The sequence below is a fragment of the Planotetraspora sp. GP83 genome (assembly GCF_041262585.1).
In the GTDB taxonomy this organism is placed as follows: domain Bacteria; phylum Actinomycetota; class Actinomycetes; order Streptosporangiales; family Streptosporangiaceae; genus JAOEGB01.
This window is the reverse complement of the sequence record NZ_JBGCBZ010000025.1, coordinates 39,691-54,004: the sequence shown is the minus strand read 5'-3', so window position 1 is coordinate 54,004 and position 14,314 is coordinate 39,691. Positions and strand designations below refer to the sequence as shown.

Here is a 14,314-nt window from a genome sequence, read left to right as displayed (position 1 = left end):
GCGGTTCCGACAGGGCGGGCGATCGCGGCCATGAGCCGCGGTCGCCCTTTCGTCATGCCGCCGGGCCAGCCGGCGCGTGATTGCCCTAGTCGTGGGTGGGTACCCGAGCCCCCATGAGCGCCAAGAAAAAGGGCGAACCGGCCGTGGGTGACGAAGTCACCTGGAAAAGCCACGGCTCTTCCACCTCGGGGAAGGTCGAGAAGAAGATCACCGAGACGACGGAAGACAGCGGACGCACCGTGAAGGCCTCGCCCGACGACCCTCAGTTCCGCGTCCGGAGCAGCAAGAGCGGCAAGACCGCCGTGCACAAGCCGTCAGCCCTGCACAAGAAGGACTGCCATGACTGACGACAAGAAGCAGATCGCCGCCGACCCACCAGGCGGTCAACGTGACCGCGGCCGAACTCGATCGCTGGCCCGGCACGCAGGAACCGATCAGCCAGCGGATCACCAGGACTGTCAAAGTCGGACGCCGGCCTCAACCGCTGACGACGTTGCTGTAATTCGCTGCTGTACGGGAACCAAAAAGCCACTTCCGGTGATCGGAAGTGGCCTTTGAGTTGGGCGCGGCCGAGAGGACTCGAACCCCTAACCTTCTGATCCGTAGTCAGATGCTCTATCCATTGAGCTACGGCCGCCTGGCTGCCTGGCATCACCTGGGATGCTTGGCAACGGGTGTAACTCTACCAGACCGTACACCCCTGCTTGAGCCATTACTTTGCCCTCCCACGGGCGAGGGACCTACGAGAGGCGCCCGGCTCCGGCGTGCCGTACGGCTCGGCTACTCCGGGACGAAAAGGGAGAGGGTCTCGGCGACGCAGGCCGGTTTGTCGGCGCCTTCGACCTCGATCGTGACGCGAACGTTCGCCAGCGTTCCCGCCGGGCTGCCTTTCACGTCAACGATCTCGGCGCCCGCGCGGATCCGGGAGCCGACGGGCACGGGACGCGGGAACCGGACCTTGTTCAGCCCGAAGTTGATCGCCATCCGAAGCCCGTCGACCCGGAACAGTTCGGCCGTGAAGGACGGCAGGAGCGCCAGCGAGAGATACCCGTGCGCGATGGTGCCCTCTAATGTCCGTACAGTACATAGGTTGACGGGCTATGGTGCTGCTCCGCGGCCCGCTGGTGGCCGCGCCGACCCTGCGGGGACGCCGCGGAGCTGTGGGCATGGGCACCTCAGCTCGCCTACGATCCGGGGCTGTCCCACTGCGCGACACGCGAAGTGGAGATGCCATGACCGACCGCAACCCCCCATGCGCGGCTCTGAGCGCCCCTGTGGCGGCCGAATCCGGCCCCGGCGGGGACTCGGAACCGCCCGCTGCCCGGTGGGCGCTCTACACGCGTTCTAGGCCCGGAGTTGAATCCCTGGACCTGGACCTGCTGAGGGCCTGGGCGGCGCGGGAGGGCGCACAGGTCGTGCACGAGGTGACCGACTACGGCCCCAGCCGGGCCGGTCGCGCGGAGGTGCTCGCCCTGGTCGCTCGCGGCCTGGTCGACCGGGTGGCCGTCGTCGAACTGGCTCGGCTGGGCAGGCGGGCCGACGACGTCCGGACGTGGGTTCAGGCGTTCGACGGCCAGGCGGCGCAGTTGTGCCTGCTGTGCGGCCCCAGCGGGCAACCGTGGGAGGTGACCGGGACGGTCGGCGGGCTCGTGGTGGCCACCGCCGCCGACCTGCTGGCGCTGGATGAGAAGTTCGCCCGCCGGGTGGCGGCCGCACGACGGCGATTGCGCCGTGAAAGGAGGCTGGAAAACACCGCCGCTGACGGCGAGGCGTGAGCCTTATCGGCCATGGCCTTTCCGGTCTGCGGTGGGGAATTTACGCCCGACTGTCGATGGACCGGCAGGGCTCCGGCCTGGCCGTGGAAAGGCAATGCGCTGAATGCACCGACCTGATCCGCCTCATCGACCCCCAGGGCGTAATCGTTGACCTGTATGTCGACAATGACGTGTCGGCGTCGAAGAAGAAGTACCGGCCCGACTACGAAAGGATGATCAAAGACGTCGAGGGTGGGCGGATCAACGCTCTTGGCGTCTGGCACATCGACAGGCTGACCAGGCGAAACGCCGAGCTTGAACGCGTCGTCGAACTCGTCGAACGCAAACGCGCGTTTTTCAAATGCGTTCATGGTGACGTGGATTTGTCGACGCACACCGGCCGCATGGTCGCCAGGATCTTGGGGGCTGTGGCGCAAGGTGAAGTCGAGCAGAAAGCCGTACGGCAGAAATCGGCGAACAGGCAGCGCGCTGAAATGGGCAAAACATGGAGCGGCGGATTGAGGCGCTACGGATACGACGCCGATGGGGTCACCCTCGTGCCGGAGGAAGTGAAAGTCATCCGGCACATGGTGGAGCACGTCCTTAAAGGCGGCTCGCTGCGCTCCCTCGTCGACTGGCTGGACAAGAACGGCCACAAGACCACCCAGGGCAACCCGTGGGTGGCGCGCGGCATCTCCCGCCTGCTGCTCAACCCCGCCATGGCGGGTCACCGCACCTACCTGGAGGCCGGGCGGCCCGAGGAGGAGCGGCAGATCGTCGCCCGCAACGTGTGGCCGGCCATCATCACCGACGACGAGCAGCGCCGCCTGGAGGTGATCCTGCGCGACCCCGCCCGGGTCACCAACCGGGACGGCAACTCCCGCAAGTACCTGCTGGGCGGCGGGGTGCTGATCTGCGGGCTGTGCGGCACCGGGCTGGTCGGGCACCGCTCCAACGCAGGCAAGCCTGGCTACAACTGCCGCAAGTCGCCGCCGTACTCCGGCTGCGGCAAGATCCGCATCGCGGCGGGCCCGCTAGAGGTCGACGTCGCCGGGCAGGTGCTGGCACGGTTCACCTCCCCGGCGATCCGCCGGCGACTGGCCAAGGCAGTCGTACCCGACGACCAGGACGCCACGCTGGGACAGGAAATCACCAGGCTGCAGGAGAAGCTGGAGCAGCTGGGCCTGGACTACGCCGACCCGGAGGTCGGGCTACCGCGGGAGGCGTTCCACGCTGCCAGCCGCAGCCTCAACGCGCAGATCAAGGAACGCAAGGCGAAGCTGAAGCAGGCGGAGCGGTTCGAGGCGCTGCCCGAGAACATCAACCCCCGCTCATTGGCGGAATGGTGGGCCACGGCCGATATGGAGCAGCAGCGCATGCTGATCCTTACCGTCCTTGACCACATCGTGGTGCACCCGTCAACCCGCATCGGATTCCAGGGACTCGACCGCGACCGATTGACCTACGTTTGGCGGTAATTGTCGCCCTTAATGGCGTCTCCCAATTACATTTAAAAAAGGGGTGTTGCGGTCCGCCGATATGAGAGCGTGTCCGTCCCGCCCGGTCCGGGTAGTTGCCTGCGTCGCCGCGCGGTGGACAGGAGGAACCCCCAGGTGGAACGCGACGCACAACCCGGTCTGGCCGACCGCATCGAGCAGGCGATCCGGGAGGCTCTGCGACACCCACCCGGGCCGGAGCTGAGCGACCTGCAGATCGAGCACGCCGCCGACTTCCTCACCCCCGTCCTACTGGGCCAGGCCGCCCAGCAAGAACTGGATGAGCCGCGCCGGGCCGGCTGACCGGCCCGGCGGTCCGATCACAGGCACACCTCAATGCCGACGACCGGCGGCACCCGCACGTCCACGTCCAGCAGGTCGCAGTCCCGGCCCGCCGGGGGCTGCGTCGGCTGCTGGGTCGGCTGGTCGCTGGGCCCCTGCGTTGGCTGCTGCTGGGTGGGCGGGGCCGGGTCGCCGGTCGGCCCGCTGGGCCCAGGCGACGGCGGCGCCTGCCCACCACCGCCGGGCTGCCCGCCCGAGCCTCCGCCGCCACCGCGACCGCCAGGTGCGGCGCCCCCGCCGCCGGAGCTGCCGCCGCCCGGGCCAGGACGGTCGCCCTCTGGCCGCTCCGCCACGTCGTCGGCCCGCAGCGGCTCCTTCGACGGCCGCGGCGACCGGGTCGCCGGGGTAGGCGTCGGCTCCGACGGGGTGACCACCGGCGGCGGGGCGGGTGCCACCGCGACGACTGCGGGCCGACCGGCGGGGACGGGCTGGTGGGCGGACGCCAGCGCCACCCCGACGGCCAGCGCCGCCGCCGCGACCACCCCTGCGGCGGCCGCCGCCTGCCGGGGCCGCCTGCGTACGAGACGGGCCAGCGCGGCGGCCGGGGCGGGCAGGAATGCTCCATGCCGCAGCATGCGAATGGCCGCCCGCGCCACCGCCCGCGAATGCCCGGTGTTGAGGATGATCGCCGCGCCGGTCTGCACCGCGAGCACGGCCGAGTCCATGCTGCGCAGCTGCTCACCGGTCAGCTCGGTTTCGGCGACGGCTGCCAGGACGTCGGCCCATACGGCGACCTGCCGCTCGGGGTCGTCCCGGCCGAGCGGCTGTACCACGATCTGCACCTGGTGGGCGCTGACGTCGACGGCGACGGCGCGGGGCTGGCCGGGTTCGGCTGCCAGCGCCTGGGCCAGGGGGCGGGGCACCGCCTTCTCCGCCAAGACGGCCAGCGTGCCTTCCAGGTCGGTGATCTGCTGCCGCAGCAGCCGGTGCTCGGCCAGATCCGGCACCGGCTGGGTGCGGGTGAGCGTCGCCAGCCGCAGGCGCAAGGTCCGCAGCACTTGGCGGACGGCCAACACCGCATCGTGAACGTTTTCAGGCAAGGGCGAACCACCTCGGGGGGCGAGGGTTGGCGCAGCCGGCGCGGGGCTGCATGAGGTCAGGTCACGCGGTCCGCGCCGATGCGGGGGGTTGGGGGGCCGCGCTGGCGCCGCGGGAGGCGGCACCGGACAGTGCAAGGTAGACCTGCACCAGGGCCTCGCGCTGGGATTCGCTGAGGCTGGGGTCAGGGGTTTCCCACAGGTACTGCAGGACCGGGTCGTCGTAGCGGGGCGGCTGCCGCGGCCGGGCCGGGGCGTCAGCCTCGGCGTCGTCGAGGCACTGCAGCGGCGCACCCCTTCCAATGAATGCGCGGATGCTGCCGGGCTGCAGCCGGTAGGCGGTTTCGGCGGCCGCGAGGGTTTCCCGCTTGTAGTTGTCGCGTTCGCCGAGCTCAAGACTCGTGATCATCCTGTACCAGCCGTTGGCGCCCACGGCGCGGGTGGCGACGACGAACGCCCTGCGGGTGCGGTATTCGGGGTCGAGCTGCACGCGGCGATGGACGAGCTGGTCGCCGAGCTGACGCCAGATCGGGTCGACGGGCAACGGATCCTCCCAGGCTTGGAGTCATCCCGAGTGTGCACCAGTTGGCGTCAGATGGAAACAGTTTGAAACCGCACGTTAGGGACCTGTTGGTCACGTGGGTGGCCTGTTATGGCGTGATTGTTGGAACTATCGGGTTCCAAATGTCCCAACTGATTCCTATTGGTTCCAAGTAGTTGGCCGAAACAACTTGACGCGTTGCCAACTGATTCCTACGGTTTTTGAGCATGACTCAGGTTGTTTCCATAGGCAACGACCCCTTATTGCCGGTCTACGCCCCCACCGGGCTGCCCTGATGCGGGACGAAACACTCATCGCAAGGATCGAGGCGGCGATCCTCGACGCCGGGCCCGTCGAAACGGAACTCGGCGACGAACAGATCGAACATGCGGCCGAAATCCTCGGCCCCCGCCTGTTCGGGTCGGCCGCAACGTCACCAGCGGCCTGACCGCGACACGCCTAGCAGCAAAATTTTTTCCGCCCGCCCGTGCGCCCCCCGGGGGACGCACGCCCTACCTAGCAATACGGGCACTCTTGAAAAGACTTTGTACATAGGCGTACGGTCCATCGTGCACACTGGCGGTCGTGGAGGCACACCCCGCACCCGGGGGCGGTCGGCACACGCCGACACTGCAACCGTCCCGGCGGGAGCGCAAAGCCTGCCGGTTACGGGTCGGCGACTACGTGCACGACCGGCTGGCCCCCATGACCGTCGACGGGTTCGAGCCGGCCTGCCCCGGCACGGTCCGCATCGTCGGGACGCTGGATTCGGGCACGGTGATGCGCGTCACGCACCCGGCGCGGCGCGAGCTTGACGTAACCCGCCTGATCCCGGCCCCCGGACACCGTCACCTGACACTCTGCAGATCGGAGAGGCAATGAGCCGCAACCTGCTGTTCGTCGCGATCTCCCGCACCGGGCCCGACCCGCTGCGGCACGAAACGTTCGAGATCGCCGCGATCCTGCGCCGCCCCGGCGCCCCCGACATGGGCCGCTACTGGGTGATCCGCCCCGAGCACCTGGAGGCCGCCGACGACGCCGAGCTGCGCCGCACCCGCTACCTGGAGCGGCGCGAGGCGTGGGAGCACAACGGCGACCCCGTGATCAGCCTCGACCCCAGCCTCGGCACCACCGTCCCCACCAGCCGCCGGTCCGTCGCCGAGAAGCTGGCCGCCGCCATGGTCGATGCCCACCTCGTCACGCTGGGCCGCGACCGAGAGCCGGAGTTCCTGCGGGAGTTCATGCGCAAGCAGGGGTCCCCCTGCCCACACCTGGGCCACCTGGACGCCACCGTCCACGCCGCCGGGGCGATGTACGGGTGGGCGCAGGGCTGGCACACCTGCGCCCAGACCGCCAGCGCGGCCGTCGCCAACCAGGTCGACTTCGGGCCGGAGCTGCCCTACGACCCGTTTTGGATCGCCCGCGCGCTCGGCCTGGCCCTGCCCGCCGAACAGGAGAACGCGTACGCCCGCGCCCAGCTGGCCGCCGCCATCTGGTCGACGACGACCGCCCGCCCGGCCCCCCTGCCCGTCCCGCCGCCCGAGCCCGCCCCGCCCGGCCCCGCCGACGCGGCGGAACTGCTCGGCGACCTGGTCGCCACCGGGTCCCGCGACGACGACCACCCCGGGCTGAGCCCCGACCGGCGGCCCCCGTGCGGCGACGACGAGCGCCCCGCCGCAGCGGACCAGACGGTCGCCATGCCGGTCGCGTGACGGGTTTGCTCAAATACCCGTCACAGCCCGCCCGGGCGGGCTAACGTGGCGCCACCTATGCGGGCGCGTAACAAAAACGCGCCCGCATAGCCGTTTCCGGGGTCAAGCAAAAGGGGGGTAAAGCAAATGGCAAGAACCGTCTTCACGGTCACGTTCCAAGACGAGCAGTTGGACGACCTGCAGGTGGTCGCCAGCCGGTACGACACCGACGAGTACGCAAGGTTCGTCCGCTTCTACGACGACGGCCGTGAGGTCACCGCCGTCGTGTTCCATCTGGTCAAGGCGATCCGGATCAGCGGGTACGCACCCGTGACCAGTCCCGGCCGCGCCGCCGACGCCGCCCCGCCGCCCGCCCCGGCGGCGCAGCCCGTCGTGCCGCCGCAGATCCCGGCCCCCGGCCCCCAGCAGCCGGAGCCGCGCCTGCCCATCGCCGCGCAGGCCGCCGCCGCAGCAGCCGGACGCTGACCATGCAGCTCGCCGGCTGGTCGTGGCCCCACACGCCCCGCTCCCTGATCACCGTCACACCAGCCGGCAGCCCAAGCGCACCCCGCTGGGCACACCGCCTGGCCTGCGCCCTGTTCCCCCAGTCGCACCGCGACTGCTGGACCTGTGAGCCCTACCGCGCCCACTGGGACCACCTGATCAACGAAGACCGCCGACGCCGTGGGAGGGGTCCGACGGCGTCGGCGACCCATCCCGGATCACCACCGGCCCGCCCTTCGGAGACCGCCACGCGCGGCCTGCACCCCGAGCCGGAGGGCACCGGCTCCCCGCCAGGCCTCACCCCCGTGGGCCTGCCGCAGGGTCGAGACGGCCAAGCCGCGGCGTAATCCGGGACCAGGGGGACGCCCCTGCACCATCTGGGGGGACTGGTGCAGGCGGCGTCCCCCTCTTTCATGTCACCGGTCGTCACCCCGGGGCCTCTGGCATCCTCGCGCGAACAGTGGACAGTGCACTATTCTCCTGACCTATGCGTGAGCATTCCAACCACCACCCCCCGCAGGGGACGCCGGACGGCGACCCCGACGACACGCCGACGCAGGCGTTCGGCGCGGCGGTGCAGCTCGGCCCGGCCGAACCCGGCCGCGGCGTAAGGCTGGCACCACGCCCCCACCACCACGGCGACGACCCCGGGCCGAGCCCCGCCGACGAGGACGACACGGCGGAGCTCGAGTTCGACGACCCGCCCGTCCCCGCCCGGCCCAGCCGCGCCCCGCGACCGGCCGCCCGCACCGGCAAACGTCCCCCCAAACGCACAGCCAAGACCACCAGGGCGGCCCGGCCGGGGCGGCGGCTGCGCGCTCAGCTCGGCATCGGCCTGCTGGTCGTAATGGCCGCCGCCGCCTGGGGTGCGTACACGCTGGCGCGTGAGGTCGCCGGCCTGCCCCGGGACGTGTCCCTGCTCGGGGCGGGGCTCGTCTCCGGGCTCAGCACCCACCTGGGGGCGTGGCTGCACCGGGCGCGCCTGGCCGTCGCCACGTGGATCCATCCCGGCGGGGGTCGGTCGTGAACGCCCAGTCCCGGGCCGGGGTGTGGGCGCGGCGCGGCCTGTCGCTGACGCTCGCCGTGGTGGTGGCCACCGGGCTGGTCGCCGCCGCCACCGTGGCGGCGGCCGTCGTGGTGTGCGGCGGCCTGGCCGTCGCAGCCGCCGCGCTGGCGTGGATGCGGTTGCGGCCTGCCGAAGGCCACCAGTTGTGGCACGGGCCTACCCGGCCCGAGCCGATTGGCACCGACGACCCCGACGGCCCCCCGCAGATGACCCTGGAGGTGTGACGTGGCACAACGCGCGGCGGAACTGCGCAACGTGGCGACGCGCAAGCCCGAACAGGTCCGCACCTACGCCCGACAGGCGGAGGAGGTGCTGACCGACCTGATGACGGAGTTCGTCTGGCGGCGGCCGGAGCTGACCGCCCGCATCCACGCCCTGCTCAAGGAAGCGCAACGGCAGGGCGTCGACAAAGGCAACGACAAGTGGGTGCGGGCGCGGCTGTGCACGGTCGGGCTGGTCACCGCCGTCATGGGCCTGCGCATGGCCCGCATGGGGATCCGCACCCTGTACCCCAACCTGGAGCGGTACGCGGGGGTGGCGATCGACGGGCTGCGCGACAAGAAGTACGGCCCCGACTGGCGGAAGAAGTCCGCCCGCAGCGAGGCCATGGAGGTGTGATGGTCGCGTTCCTGACGTCCGACCCCAAGCGCCGCGGCAAGGCGGAGGAGCGCAAGCTCCGCCGGCAGATGTCGGAGGCCGGGGAGATCTCCGCGACGCTGCGGCTGCTCGCCCCGTGGATCATCCTGCTGGCGTCGATCGGCGTGGCCCCGCTGGCGTACCTCGGGGCGCAGGCCGCCGACGCGCAGGGGTTCACCGCGTTCTGCGCGGCCGCCTGCGGGGCCGCGCTGGTCGGGTCGTCGGTGTACCTCAACAAGGGCCGCGAGATCTTCGCCACCTGCCACGAGGCGTTCAACTTCGGCGCGCCTTTCGCCGTGTTCGCCTACACCGTGCTGTACGGCCCGAACGCCTACGTGGAGATCGGCGCGTTCTTCGCCGGGCTGGCGGCGGCGATCATCTGGCACAAGCGGCACGGCAACCACACGCTGCGGGACCTGGAGCGGCGGGGCGCGGCGACACCCGCCGCGGTGTCGGCGGCGTGGCGGGAGTTCGCCGCCGAGCACATGCCGACGATCCGCGACAGCGACATGGTGATGCTCGCCAACAACAAGGACGAGTTCCGCGGCGGGATCGAGCTGGGGCCGGGCGAGGTGCCGTCCGACATCGACGAACGCGCCATCGACAAGATCACCCGGTGGGCGGGGGGCATCGCCGGGGGCACCACCCTGTTCGTCGGCGAGCAGCTGGACCGGGTCGGTGTGCAGGTGCTGCGCACCGACAAGTTGAAGAAGCCGTTCCCTTGGCTGGGCCCGTCCGGCCCGGGCGAGAGCATCATCGAGACGATCGAGGGGCTGGGGCTGTACCGGGACTTCCTGCCGCTGACGATGCTGCTGCCGCACGTCGCCGGGAAGGGCGACCTGGACGAGGACAAGCAGCAAGGCCATATGGCGTTCACCGGCATGTCCCGCTCCGGCAAGGGCGACGCCGGCGAAATCCTGGACGTGAACGTGGCCTGCCGCAAGGACTCCGGGGTGATCCTGCTGGACCCGGTGAAGGGCGACCAGCAGCTGGCCGTCCTCGGTGATGCCGCGATCTGGTCGCTGTCGACCATGTCGGCGGTACGGGCGTTCCTGTGGTGCCTGGTCCACCGCACCATCCCCATGCGCGCCAAGCACCTGGGCGACCCGTACCGCAACCCGCTTGGGAAGAACCTGCGGGAGTGGGTGCCCGGGTGCGGCCTGACGTGGCTGATGGTCCACATGTACGAGGCGTCCGCGTTGTATGGCAACGAGAACATGGTGAAGATCACCGAACAGGCCGCGTCGGTGGGGATCATGCTGCTGACGGAGGCGCAAAGGTTCGTCCACGACCGGGTCGACACCACCCAGCGGGCCCAGACCGCTGACATCGTCCACTTCGGCTGCAAGGACCCTGACGACGCGAAATTCACGCTGCCGCCCGAGTTGATCGACATGGGGGCCAAGCCGTGGGTGTGGGCCAACAAGCGGCCCGGCATGTGCTACGTCGCGCTGTCGCACCTGTCGCTGAACCGGCAGGTGCTCCCCGCCCGGTGGGCGCGGCGAGCCCGCGACGGGTCGGATGTGCGGGCCGCGCTGGACGATCACCGGCCGTTCGTGGAGATCGACCTGGACCCGGTGACGGCCGCGTCCTTCGGCGACCCGTACGCCAAGTACGCCACCGAACGCCAGGCCAGGCGCGACGCCCGGCCCCGGCAGTACGCGTTCTCGGGTCCGCCCGGTCCGCGCTACGCCGACCCGGCCGGGCAGCCGCCGGTAACGCGCGGCGCCGTGCTGGTCGGCCAGCCCCCCGCGCCCGCGCCCGCCCCTGCACCTGCCCCGGCGCCGGGTCTGGTGGTTCCGCCGGCTGCGCAGCGGCGCAGCACCCCCACCGTCCCCGCTGAGCCGCCGGAGGTGCCGGGCAGCGGGTTCGACCTCGACCCCGGCGACGACCCCGAGTCGGACGGTCCGGAGCCGGGGGCCGACGACGACCGCGCGGAGCTGACGGAGGTCGCCGAGCGGGTCATCGGCGACATGGCGGCGGAGATGGAGGGCGACCCCGACGCGGTGCACGTCCTGCACCAGGCGGTCGACGCGCTGGAGCGGATGGGAGACCCGCGCGACGACGAACCGCAGACCGGGCCGCGCGAGGAGCGGTTCGACGACATCGACTTCCCCGACCCGGAGGAGGGACTGGCCGAGGTCAGCCGGGACGAGGCGATCGACATCCTGCTCCACGTCCTGGCCAACGACATCGGGGTGGGCAACCGGTTCCGCCCGTCGGATGTGTACGCGGCGTTCCGCGGGCGGGCCAAGCGGTCCGACTCGTGGGTGCGTAAGGAGATGGCCACGCTGACCGAGTGGGGCTGCATCCGCGACGCCGAGGAGTACGGCGTGTACGAGGTGATCCATACACAGCGTCAGGACCGGCCCGACCCGGCCGACGGCGATTACGGAGCGTGGCCAGATCAGGGGCTGTGACGGCCTTGATCACCTCACTGTTACGCCCGTGATCACCTCACAGTGAACCGGGGCAAATCTCCCCTCCCCCCTGCACAGTCCTTATAGACACGAGGCGTCACAGCCCGAACGTCACAGTGCGCCTCACAGTGCCTGCCCGGCCCCCGCGGGGCTCGGCGCCCGCGCACGCACAGTAACCACAGCAAGATCACGAACGGAGTTCGAGATGACCGACGACACCCCCGACCAGGCCCCCGAGCAGCCCGCCAAGCCCGCCGCCGACCGGCCCGGCCCCCGCTACCTGCGCAGCCAGCCGACCAGATCAACAGGCGTGATCAACGCGCTGTCGATCACCGCAGTCATGGCGGTGATCTTCACTTCCCGGCCGCAGGTCCTGCAGCTGGTGCCGATCCCCGAGCCGGCGTTCTGGGTCGGCTTCGCCATCGTCACGCTGGCCGCCGCGCACTGCGCCGTCGCCAACCTCAACGGCCGCCGCTCGGCGGTGCCCGCCGTCGTGGCCGTCACCATCGGCTGCGCGGTCTCCGTCGTCGCGCTCACCCTGCACGGCTAACCAGCCATGATCAACTCGCGGGTGGTGCACGTGCGCGGACCTGGGATTGCTCCCGTACGCCTGCGCGAACCACCCGCAGGTCGCTTACATGGCCACCAGCTGACCGACCCCGAGGAACACGCACATGCTTCGATCACTGCTCCGGCGCACCCCCGAGCCGGCACCTGACCCGATGTCCGTTGCGGAGGCTGCGGAAGCTGCCGCACTCGCCGCACAGGCCGACGCCGAACGGCGCGCCGCGCTCGGCAAGGCGGCCGTCGCGGACGCCGAGACCGCCGCCAAGCTCGACGCGATCCGCCACCGCGCCGCCCTGGAGCGGCGCCGGCGGGAGCGTCGCGCGGAGGCCGAGGAGGGGCGTGAAGCCGAAGCCGCACGCGTGGCGCAGGTTGCGGCAAGCCGCCGCAAGCGCAGCACGACAGCAGCACACGCCCGCAAGGTGCTGTCGGACAACGCCTCCCGGCTGCGCCGCCTGACCGTCAACGTGATCGTCAACGGCGGCGCCGGGTACGGCCAGTACAGGTTTTTCCACTTCAACCTGGGGCTGCCTGTGTGGGCGGCCGTCATGCTTGCCGCAGGGCTGGAACTGGTCGCCGTAACCGTCCTGGACTACGGGATCGTGGCCCGCCGGGAGGGCCGCCGCTACCACGCGAAGTTCGCCGCCGCGGGCCTGCTTGCGGCCCTTGTGGCGGCCATCAACTACACGCACTGGTCCGGCGCGCCGGGCCTGCACGGGCTGGCGATCCCGTCGGCGCTGCTGTCGCTGTTGGGGCCACCGATGTGGATGTGGTACGCCGACGCCACCCGCCCCGACACGGGCTCCGTGCGGGGGGTTGCCGGGGGTGCGGCAGGCAGCAGCACGGTTGTGGCAGGCGGTGACACGGCTCCGCACGGCACCGGCATGGCGGTCGCGGAGTTCGACTGGGCGCAGTGGCTGCTGTGGTCCCGGCTGACGTTCGCCGCCAAACGGCAGGCCGTGCTTCACCGGATCACCGACCCGGAGGAGGCGCTTGCTGCGGCCCGTGCGCACCTTGACGACAAGCGTGCGGCACGTGACGACAAGCGTGCGGCACGCGCCGCCAAGATCGAGCAGCGGCGTGTGGGGCAGTTGGAGGAGGCGCGGCGCAAGGAACTCGAAGCCGGCGGGCCGCAGGCGTACAACCGCTACCTGCCGACGCCGGAGGAGGTCGCAGGGATGACCGACAAGGAGAAGCGGGAAGCGGCCCGCGACGCGTTCCGCACTGCCAAGCTCGACGGCGTCACCCTGACCGCGGGGGCGCTCGCCGCGCCGTTCAGCCTGTCGGAGTCGTGGGCACGAATGCGTATCCGGGAGGTGCGCGACGTGCTGCGCGGCGAAGTGGAAGACCCCGACGTCGAAGACCCCAACGATGAGCAGGAGGAGCAGGCACAGTGAGCACCACGCCCCGCACCCGGCCGATGACGGCCGCCCAGGTGCTGAACCACGCCTCGGAGGCTGCCGCGCACGGGCGGGGCGTGCTGCCTGCCGACGTGACGGTGCGCCGCCAGTACGAGGACCTGCTGGCGCTGGCCCGCCAGGTGCTGCCCCGCGTCACCACCCCGGAGAAGCTCCTGGAGGCGGCCGACGAGCTGCATTGGCGGGCGGCCCGCCTGGCGGCGGCCGCGTCGCTGCCCGAGGTACCGTCGCTGGCCGAGCAGGAGAAGATGATCGGCCGGAACGTGCAAGCGGCGGCGGCCCGCACCGTGGCCGCCGCGCGCCGGGCAGGGACGCCGGTCACGGTCGAGCTGCTGGTCGCCGCCTACGACATGAGCGACGACCTGGCGGCCCGGACCCTGCGCGGCACGGCGGCGGGCTGCTGACCACACGGAAGGGCGTAAACGCGCGTGGTTGCGTCGTTCCCCTACACTCCGATCATGCCTGGCGAGGAACTTCCCCACCCCGACGAGGCTGCCCCGAGCGTCGACGAGCTGTACGCGGCGGCGGAACGCGAGAAAGCCGACTACGCGTGCAAGGCCCAGGAGGCGGAGGAGCAGATGGACCGCTGGTACGCGGCGGTCAAAGCGCTCGACGCCGCCGGCGAGTCCTGGCCGCAGATCGCCGCCCGCCTCGGCATCTCCAAGTCGAACGTGCAGTACATGGTGAACACGGACCTGGACGCCCGGCGGCGCAGGCGCGCCAAACGCAGGGCCGACCTCTAAGTCCGCGTGTGCGACAGACCGGCGAAGATGTCGCGAGCCCACCCGCGCGGCCCCCGGGACGACACCCGTCGACCGGGGTTCTCGCACGTCCGGGGCTGGAAA

Annotated in this window: 17 protein-coding genes, 1 tRNA gene and 1 pseudogene; 15 read left to right on the top strand and 4 right to left on the bottom strand. The window is 71.0% G+C overall.

Going from position 1 to position 14,314, the window contains the following annotated elements; all coding sequences use genetic code 11:
* The first annotated feature begins 113 nt into the window (after positions 1 to 113).
* A complete protein-coding gene (locus ABH927_RS28530) occupies positions 114 to 347 on the top strand; it encodes a DUF2945 domain-containing protein (RefSeq protein ID WP_370026595.1) in 234 nt (77 codons plus the stop codon).
* Between the two features lie 217 nt (positions 348 to 564).
* Here the strand turns inward: ABH927_RS28530 and ABH927_RS28525 are convergent.
* Together ABH927_RS28525 and ABH927_RS28520 are read right to left on the bottom strand one after the other, a co-directional pair.
* A tRNA-Arg gene (locus ABH927_RS28525) sits at positions 565 to 637 on the bottom strand.
* A gap of 143 nt (positions 638 to 780) precedes the next feature.
* Positions 781 to 1,062: pseudogene (locus tag ABH927_RS28520) on the bottom strand (MaoC/PaaZ C-terminal domain-containing protein); the annotation flags it as partial.
* 170 nt (positions 1,063 to 1,232) lie between these two features.
* On the opposite strand from ABH927_RS28520, the gene ABH927_RS28515 reads away from it, so the two are divergent.
* The 3 genes from ABH927_RS28515 to ABH927_RS28505 all read left to right on the top strand — a co-directional run bounded on the left by ABH927_RS28515 (position 1,233) and on the right by ABH927_RS28505 (position 3,553).
* Positions 1,233 to 1,775 carry a recombinase family protein gene (locus ABH927_RS28515; RefSeq protein WP_370026593.1) on the top strand — a complete coding sequence of 181 codons (543 nt, stop codon included), beginning with the start codon at positions 1,233 to 1,235 and terminating at the stop codon, positions 1,773 to 1,775.
* Entirely contained in the window at positions 1,772 to 3,232 is a 1,461-nt protein-coding gene (locus tag ABH927_RS28510; protein ID WP_370026591.1) for a recombinase family protein, read from the top strand. The genes ABH927_RS28515 and ABH927_RS28510 overlap by 4 nt, the downstream gene beginning before the upstream one ends.
* Before the next feature lie 135 nt (positions 3,233 to 3,367).
* Complete coding sequence (locus tag ABH927_RS28505; protein WP_370026589.1) at positions 3,368 to 3,553, top strand: hypothetical protein; 186 nt, start codon at positions 3,368 to 3,370, stop codon at positions 3,551 to 3,553.
* 17 nt (positions 3,554 to 3,570) lie between these two features.
* Here the strand turns inward: ABH927_RS28505 and ABH927_RS28500 are convergent, their stop codons facing one another.
* Entirely contained in the window at positions 3,571 to 4,605 is a 1,035-nt protein-coding gene (locus ABH927_RS28500; RefSeq protein ID WP_370026587.1) for a hypothetical protein, read from the bottom strand.
* 88 nt (positions 4,606 to 4,693) lie between these two features.
* Positions 4,694 to 5,173 (bottom strand): hypothetical protein, encoded by a 480-nt coding sequence (locus ABH927_RS28495; RefSeq protein ID WP_370026585.1) that lies wholly within the window; start codon positions 5,171 to 5,173, stop codon positions 4,694 to 4,696.
* Positions 5,174 to 5,465: 292 nt separating this feature from the next.
* Here ABH927_RS28495 and ABH927_RS28490 point away from each other — a divergent pair, with 292 nt between their 5' ends.
* The 11 genes from ABH927_RS28490 (at position 5,466) to ABH927_RS28440 (ending at position 14,212) form a co-directional block, all read left to right on the top strand.
* Positions 5,466 to 5,618 carry a hypothetical protein gene (locus tag ABH927_RS28490; protein WP_370026584.1) on the top strand — a complete coding sequence of 51 codons (153 nt, stop codon included), beginning with the start codon at positions 5,466 to 5,468 and terminating at the stop codon, positions 5,616 to 5,618.
* Positions 5,619 to 6,048: 430 nt separating this feature from the next.
* Positions 6,049 to 6,882, top strand: coding sequence for a hypothetical protein (locus tag ABH927_RS28485; protein ID WP_370026583.1), 834 nt, complete (start codon positions 6,049 to 6,051; stop codon positions 6,880 to 6,882).
* 126 nt (positions 6,883 to 7,008) lie between these two features.
* Entirely contained in the window at positions 7,009 to 7,347 is a 339-nt protein-coding gene (locus ABH927_RS28480) for a hypothetical protein (protein ID WP_370026581.1), read from the top strand.
* 505 nt (positions 7,348 to 7,852) lie between these two features.
* Entirely contained in the window at positions 7,853 to 8,392 is a 540-nt protein-coding gene (locus tag ABH927_RS28475) for a hypothetical protein (protein WP_370026579.1), read from the top strand.
* Positions 8,389 to 8,655: a hypothetical protein gene (locus ABH927_RS28470; RefSeq protein WP_370026577.1), complete on the top strand. Its 267-nt coding sequence runs from the start codon at positions 8,389 to 8,391 to the stop codon at positions 8,653 to 8,655. The genes ABH927_RS28475 and ABH927_RS28470 overlap by 4 nt, the downstream gene beginning before the upstream one ends.
* Before the next feature lies 1 nt (position 8,656).
* A complete protein-coding gene (locus tag ABH927_RS28465; RefSeq protein WP_370026575.1) occupies positions 8,657 to 9,049 on the top strand; it encodes a hypothetical protein in 393 nt (130 codons plus the stop codon).
* The gene (locus ABH927_RS28460; protein ID WP_370026573.1) at positions 9,049 to 11,487 is read left to right on the top strand and encodes a hypothetical protein; all 2,439 of its coding nucleotides are present in this window, start codon (positions 9,049 to 9,051) and stop codon (positions 11,485 to 11,487) included. The genes ABH927_RS28465 and ABH927_RS28460 overlap by 1 nt, the downstream gene beginning before the upstream one ends.
* A gap of 205 nt (positions 11,488 to 11,692) precedes the next feature.
* On the top strand, positions 11,693 to 12,037 hold the full coding sequence (locus tag ABH927_RS28455; RefSeq protein ID WP_370026572.1) for a hypothetical protein: 345 nt from the start codon (positions 11,693 to 11,695) through the stop codon (positions 12,035 to 12,037).
* Between the two features lie 124 nt (positions 12,038 to 12,161).
* Positions 12,162 to 13,448, top strand: a complete 1,287-nt coding sequence (locus ABH927_RS28450; RefSeq protein ID WP_370026570.1) for a hypothetical protein — start codon at positions 12,162 to 12,164, stop codon at positions 13,446 to 13,448.
* A complete protein-coding gene (locus ABH927_RS28445; RefSeq protein WP_370026568.1) occupies positions 13,445 to 13,873 on the top strand; it encodes a hypothetical protein in 429 nt (142 codons plus the stop codon). Before ABH927_RS28450 ends, ABH927_RS28445 begins: the two co-directional genes overlap by 4 nt.
* Before the next feature lie 54 nt (positions 13,874 to 13,927).
* The gene (locus ABH927_RS28440; protein WP_370026566.1) at positions 13,928 to 14,212 is read left to right on the top strand and encodes a hypothetical protein; all 285 of its coding nucleotides are present in this window, start codon (positions 13,928 to 13,930) and stop codon (positions 14,210 to 14,212) included.
* The last annotated feature ends 102 nt before the right edge of the window (positions 14,213 to 14,314 follow it).

What these genes read in the sequence shown, in the direction of transcription:
- ABH927_RS28530 (WP_370026595.1), top strand. Translation starts at nt 114, where the DNA reads ATGAGCGCCAAGAAAAAGGGCGAACCGGCCGTGGGTGACGAAGTCACC.
- ABH927_RS28515 (WP_370026593.1), top strand. Translation starts at nt 1,233, where the DNA reads ATGACCGACCGCAACCCCCCATGCGCGGCTCTGAGCGCCCCTGTGGCG.
- ABH927_RS28490 (WP_370026584.1), top strand. Translation starts at nt 5,466, where the DNA reads ATGCGGGACGAAACACTCATCGCAAGGATCGAGGCGGCGATCCTCGAC.
- ABH927_RS28485 (WP_370026583.1), top strand. Translation starts at nt 6,049, where the DNA reads ATGAGCCGCAACCTGCTGTTCGTCGCGATCTCCCGCACCGGGCCCGAC.
- ABH927_RS28480 (WP_370026581.1), top strand. Translation starts at nt 7,009, where the DNA reads ATGGCAAGAACCGTCTTCACGGTCACGTTCCAAGACGAGCAGTTGGAC.
- ABH927_RS28475 (WP_370026579.1), top strand. Translation starts at nt 7,853, where the DNA reads ATGCGTGAGCATTCCAACCACCACCCCCCGCAGGGGACGCCGGACGGC.
- ABH927_RS28460 (WP_370026573.1), top strand. Translation starts at nt 9,049, where the DNA reads ATGGTCGCGTTCCTGACGTCCGACCCCAAGCGCCGCGGCAAGGCGGAG.
- ABH927_RS28455 (WP_370026572.1), top strand. Translation starts at nt 11,693, where the DNA reads ATGACCGACGACACCCCCGACCAGGCCCCCGAGCAGCCCGCCAAGCCC.
- ABH927_RS28450 (WP_370026570.1), top strand. Translation starts at nt 12,162, where the DNA reads ATGCTTCGATCACTGCTCCGGCGCACCCCCGAGCCGGCACCTGACCCG.
- ABH927_RS28440 (WP_370026566.1), top strand. Translation starts at nt 13,928, where the DNA reads ATGCCTGGCGAGGAACTTCCCCACCCCGACGAGGCTGCCCCGAGCGTC.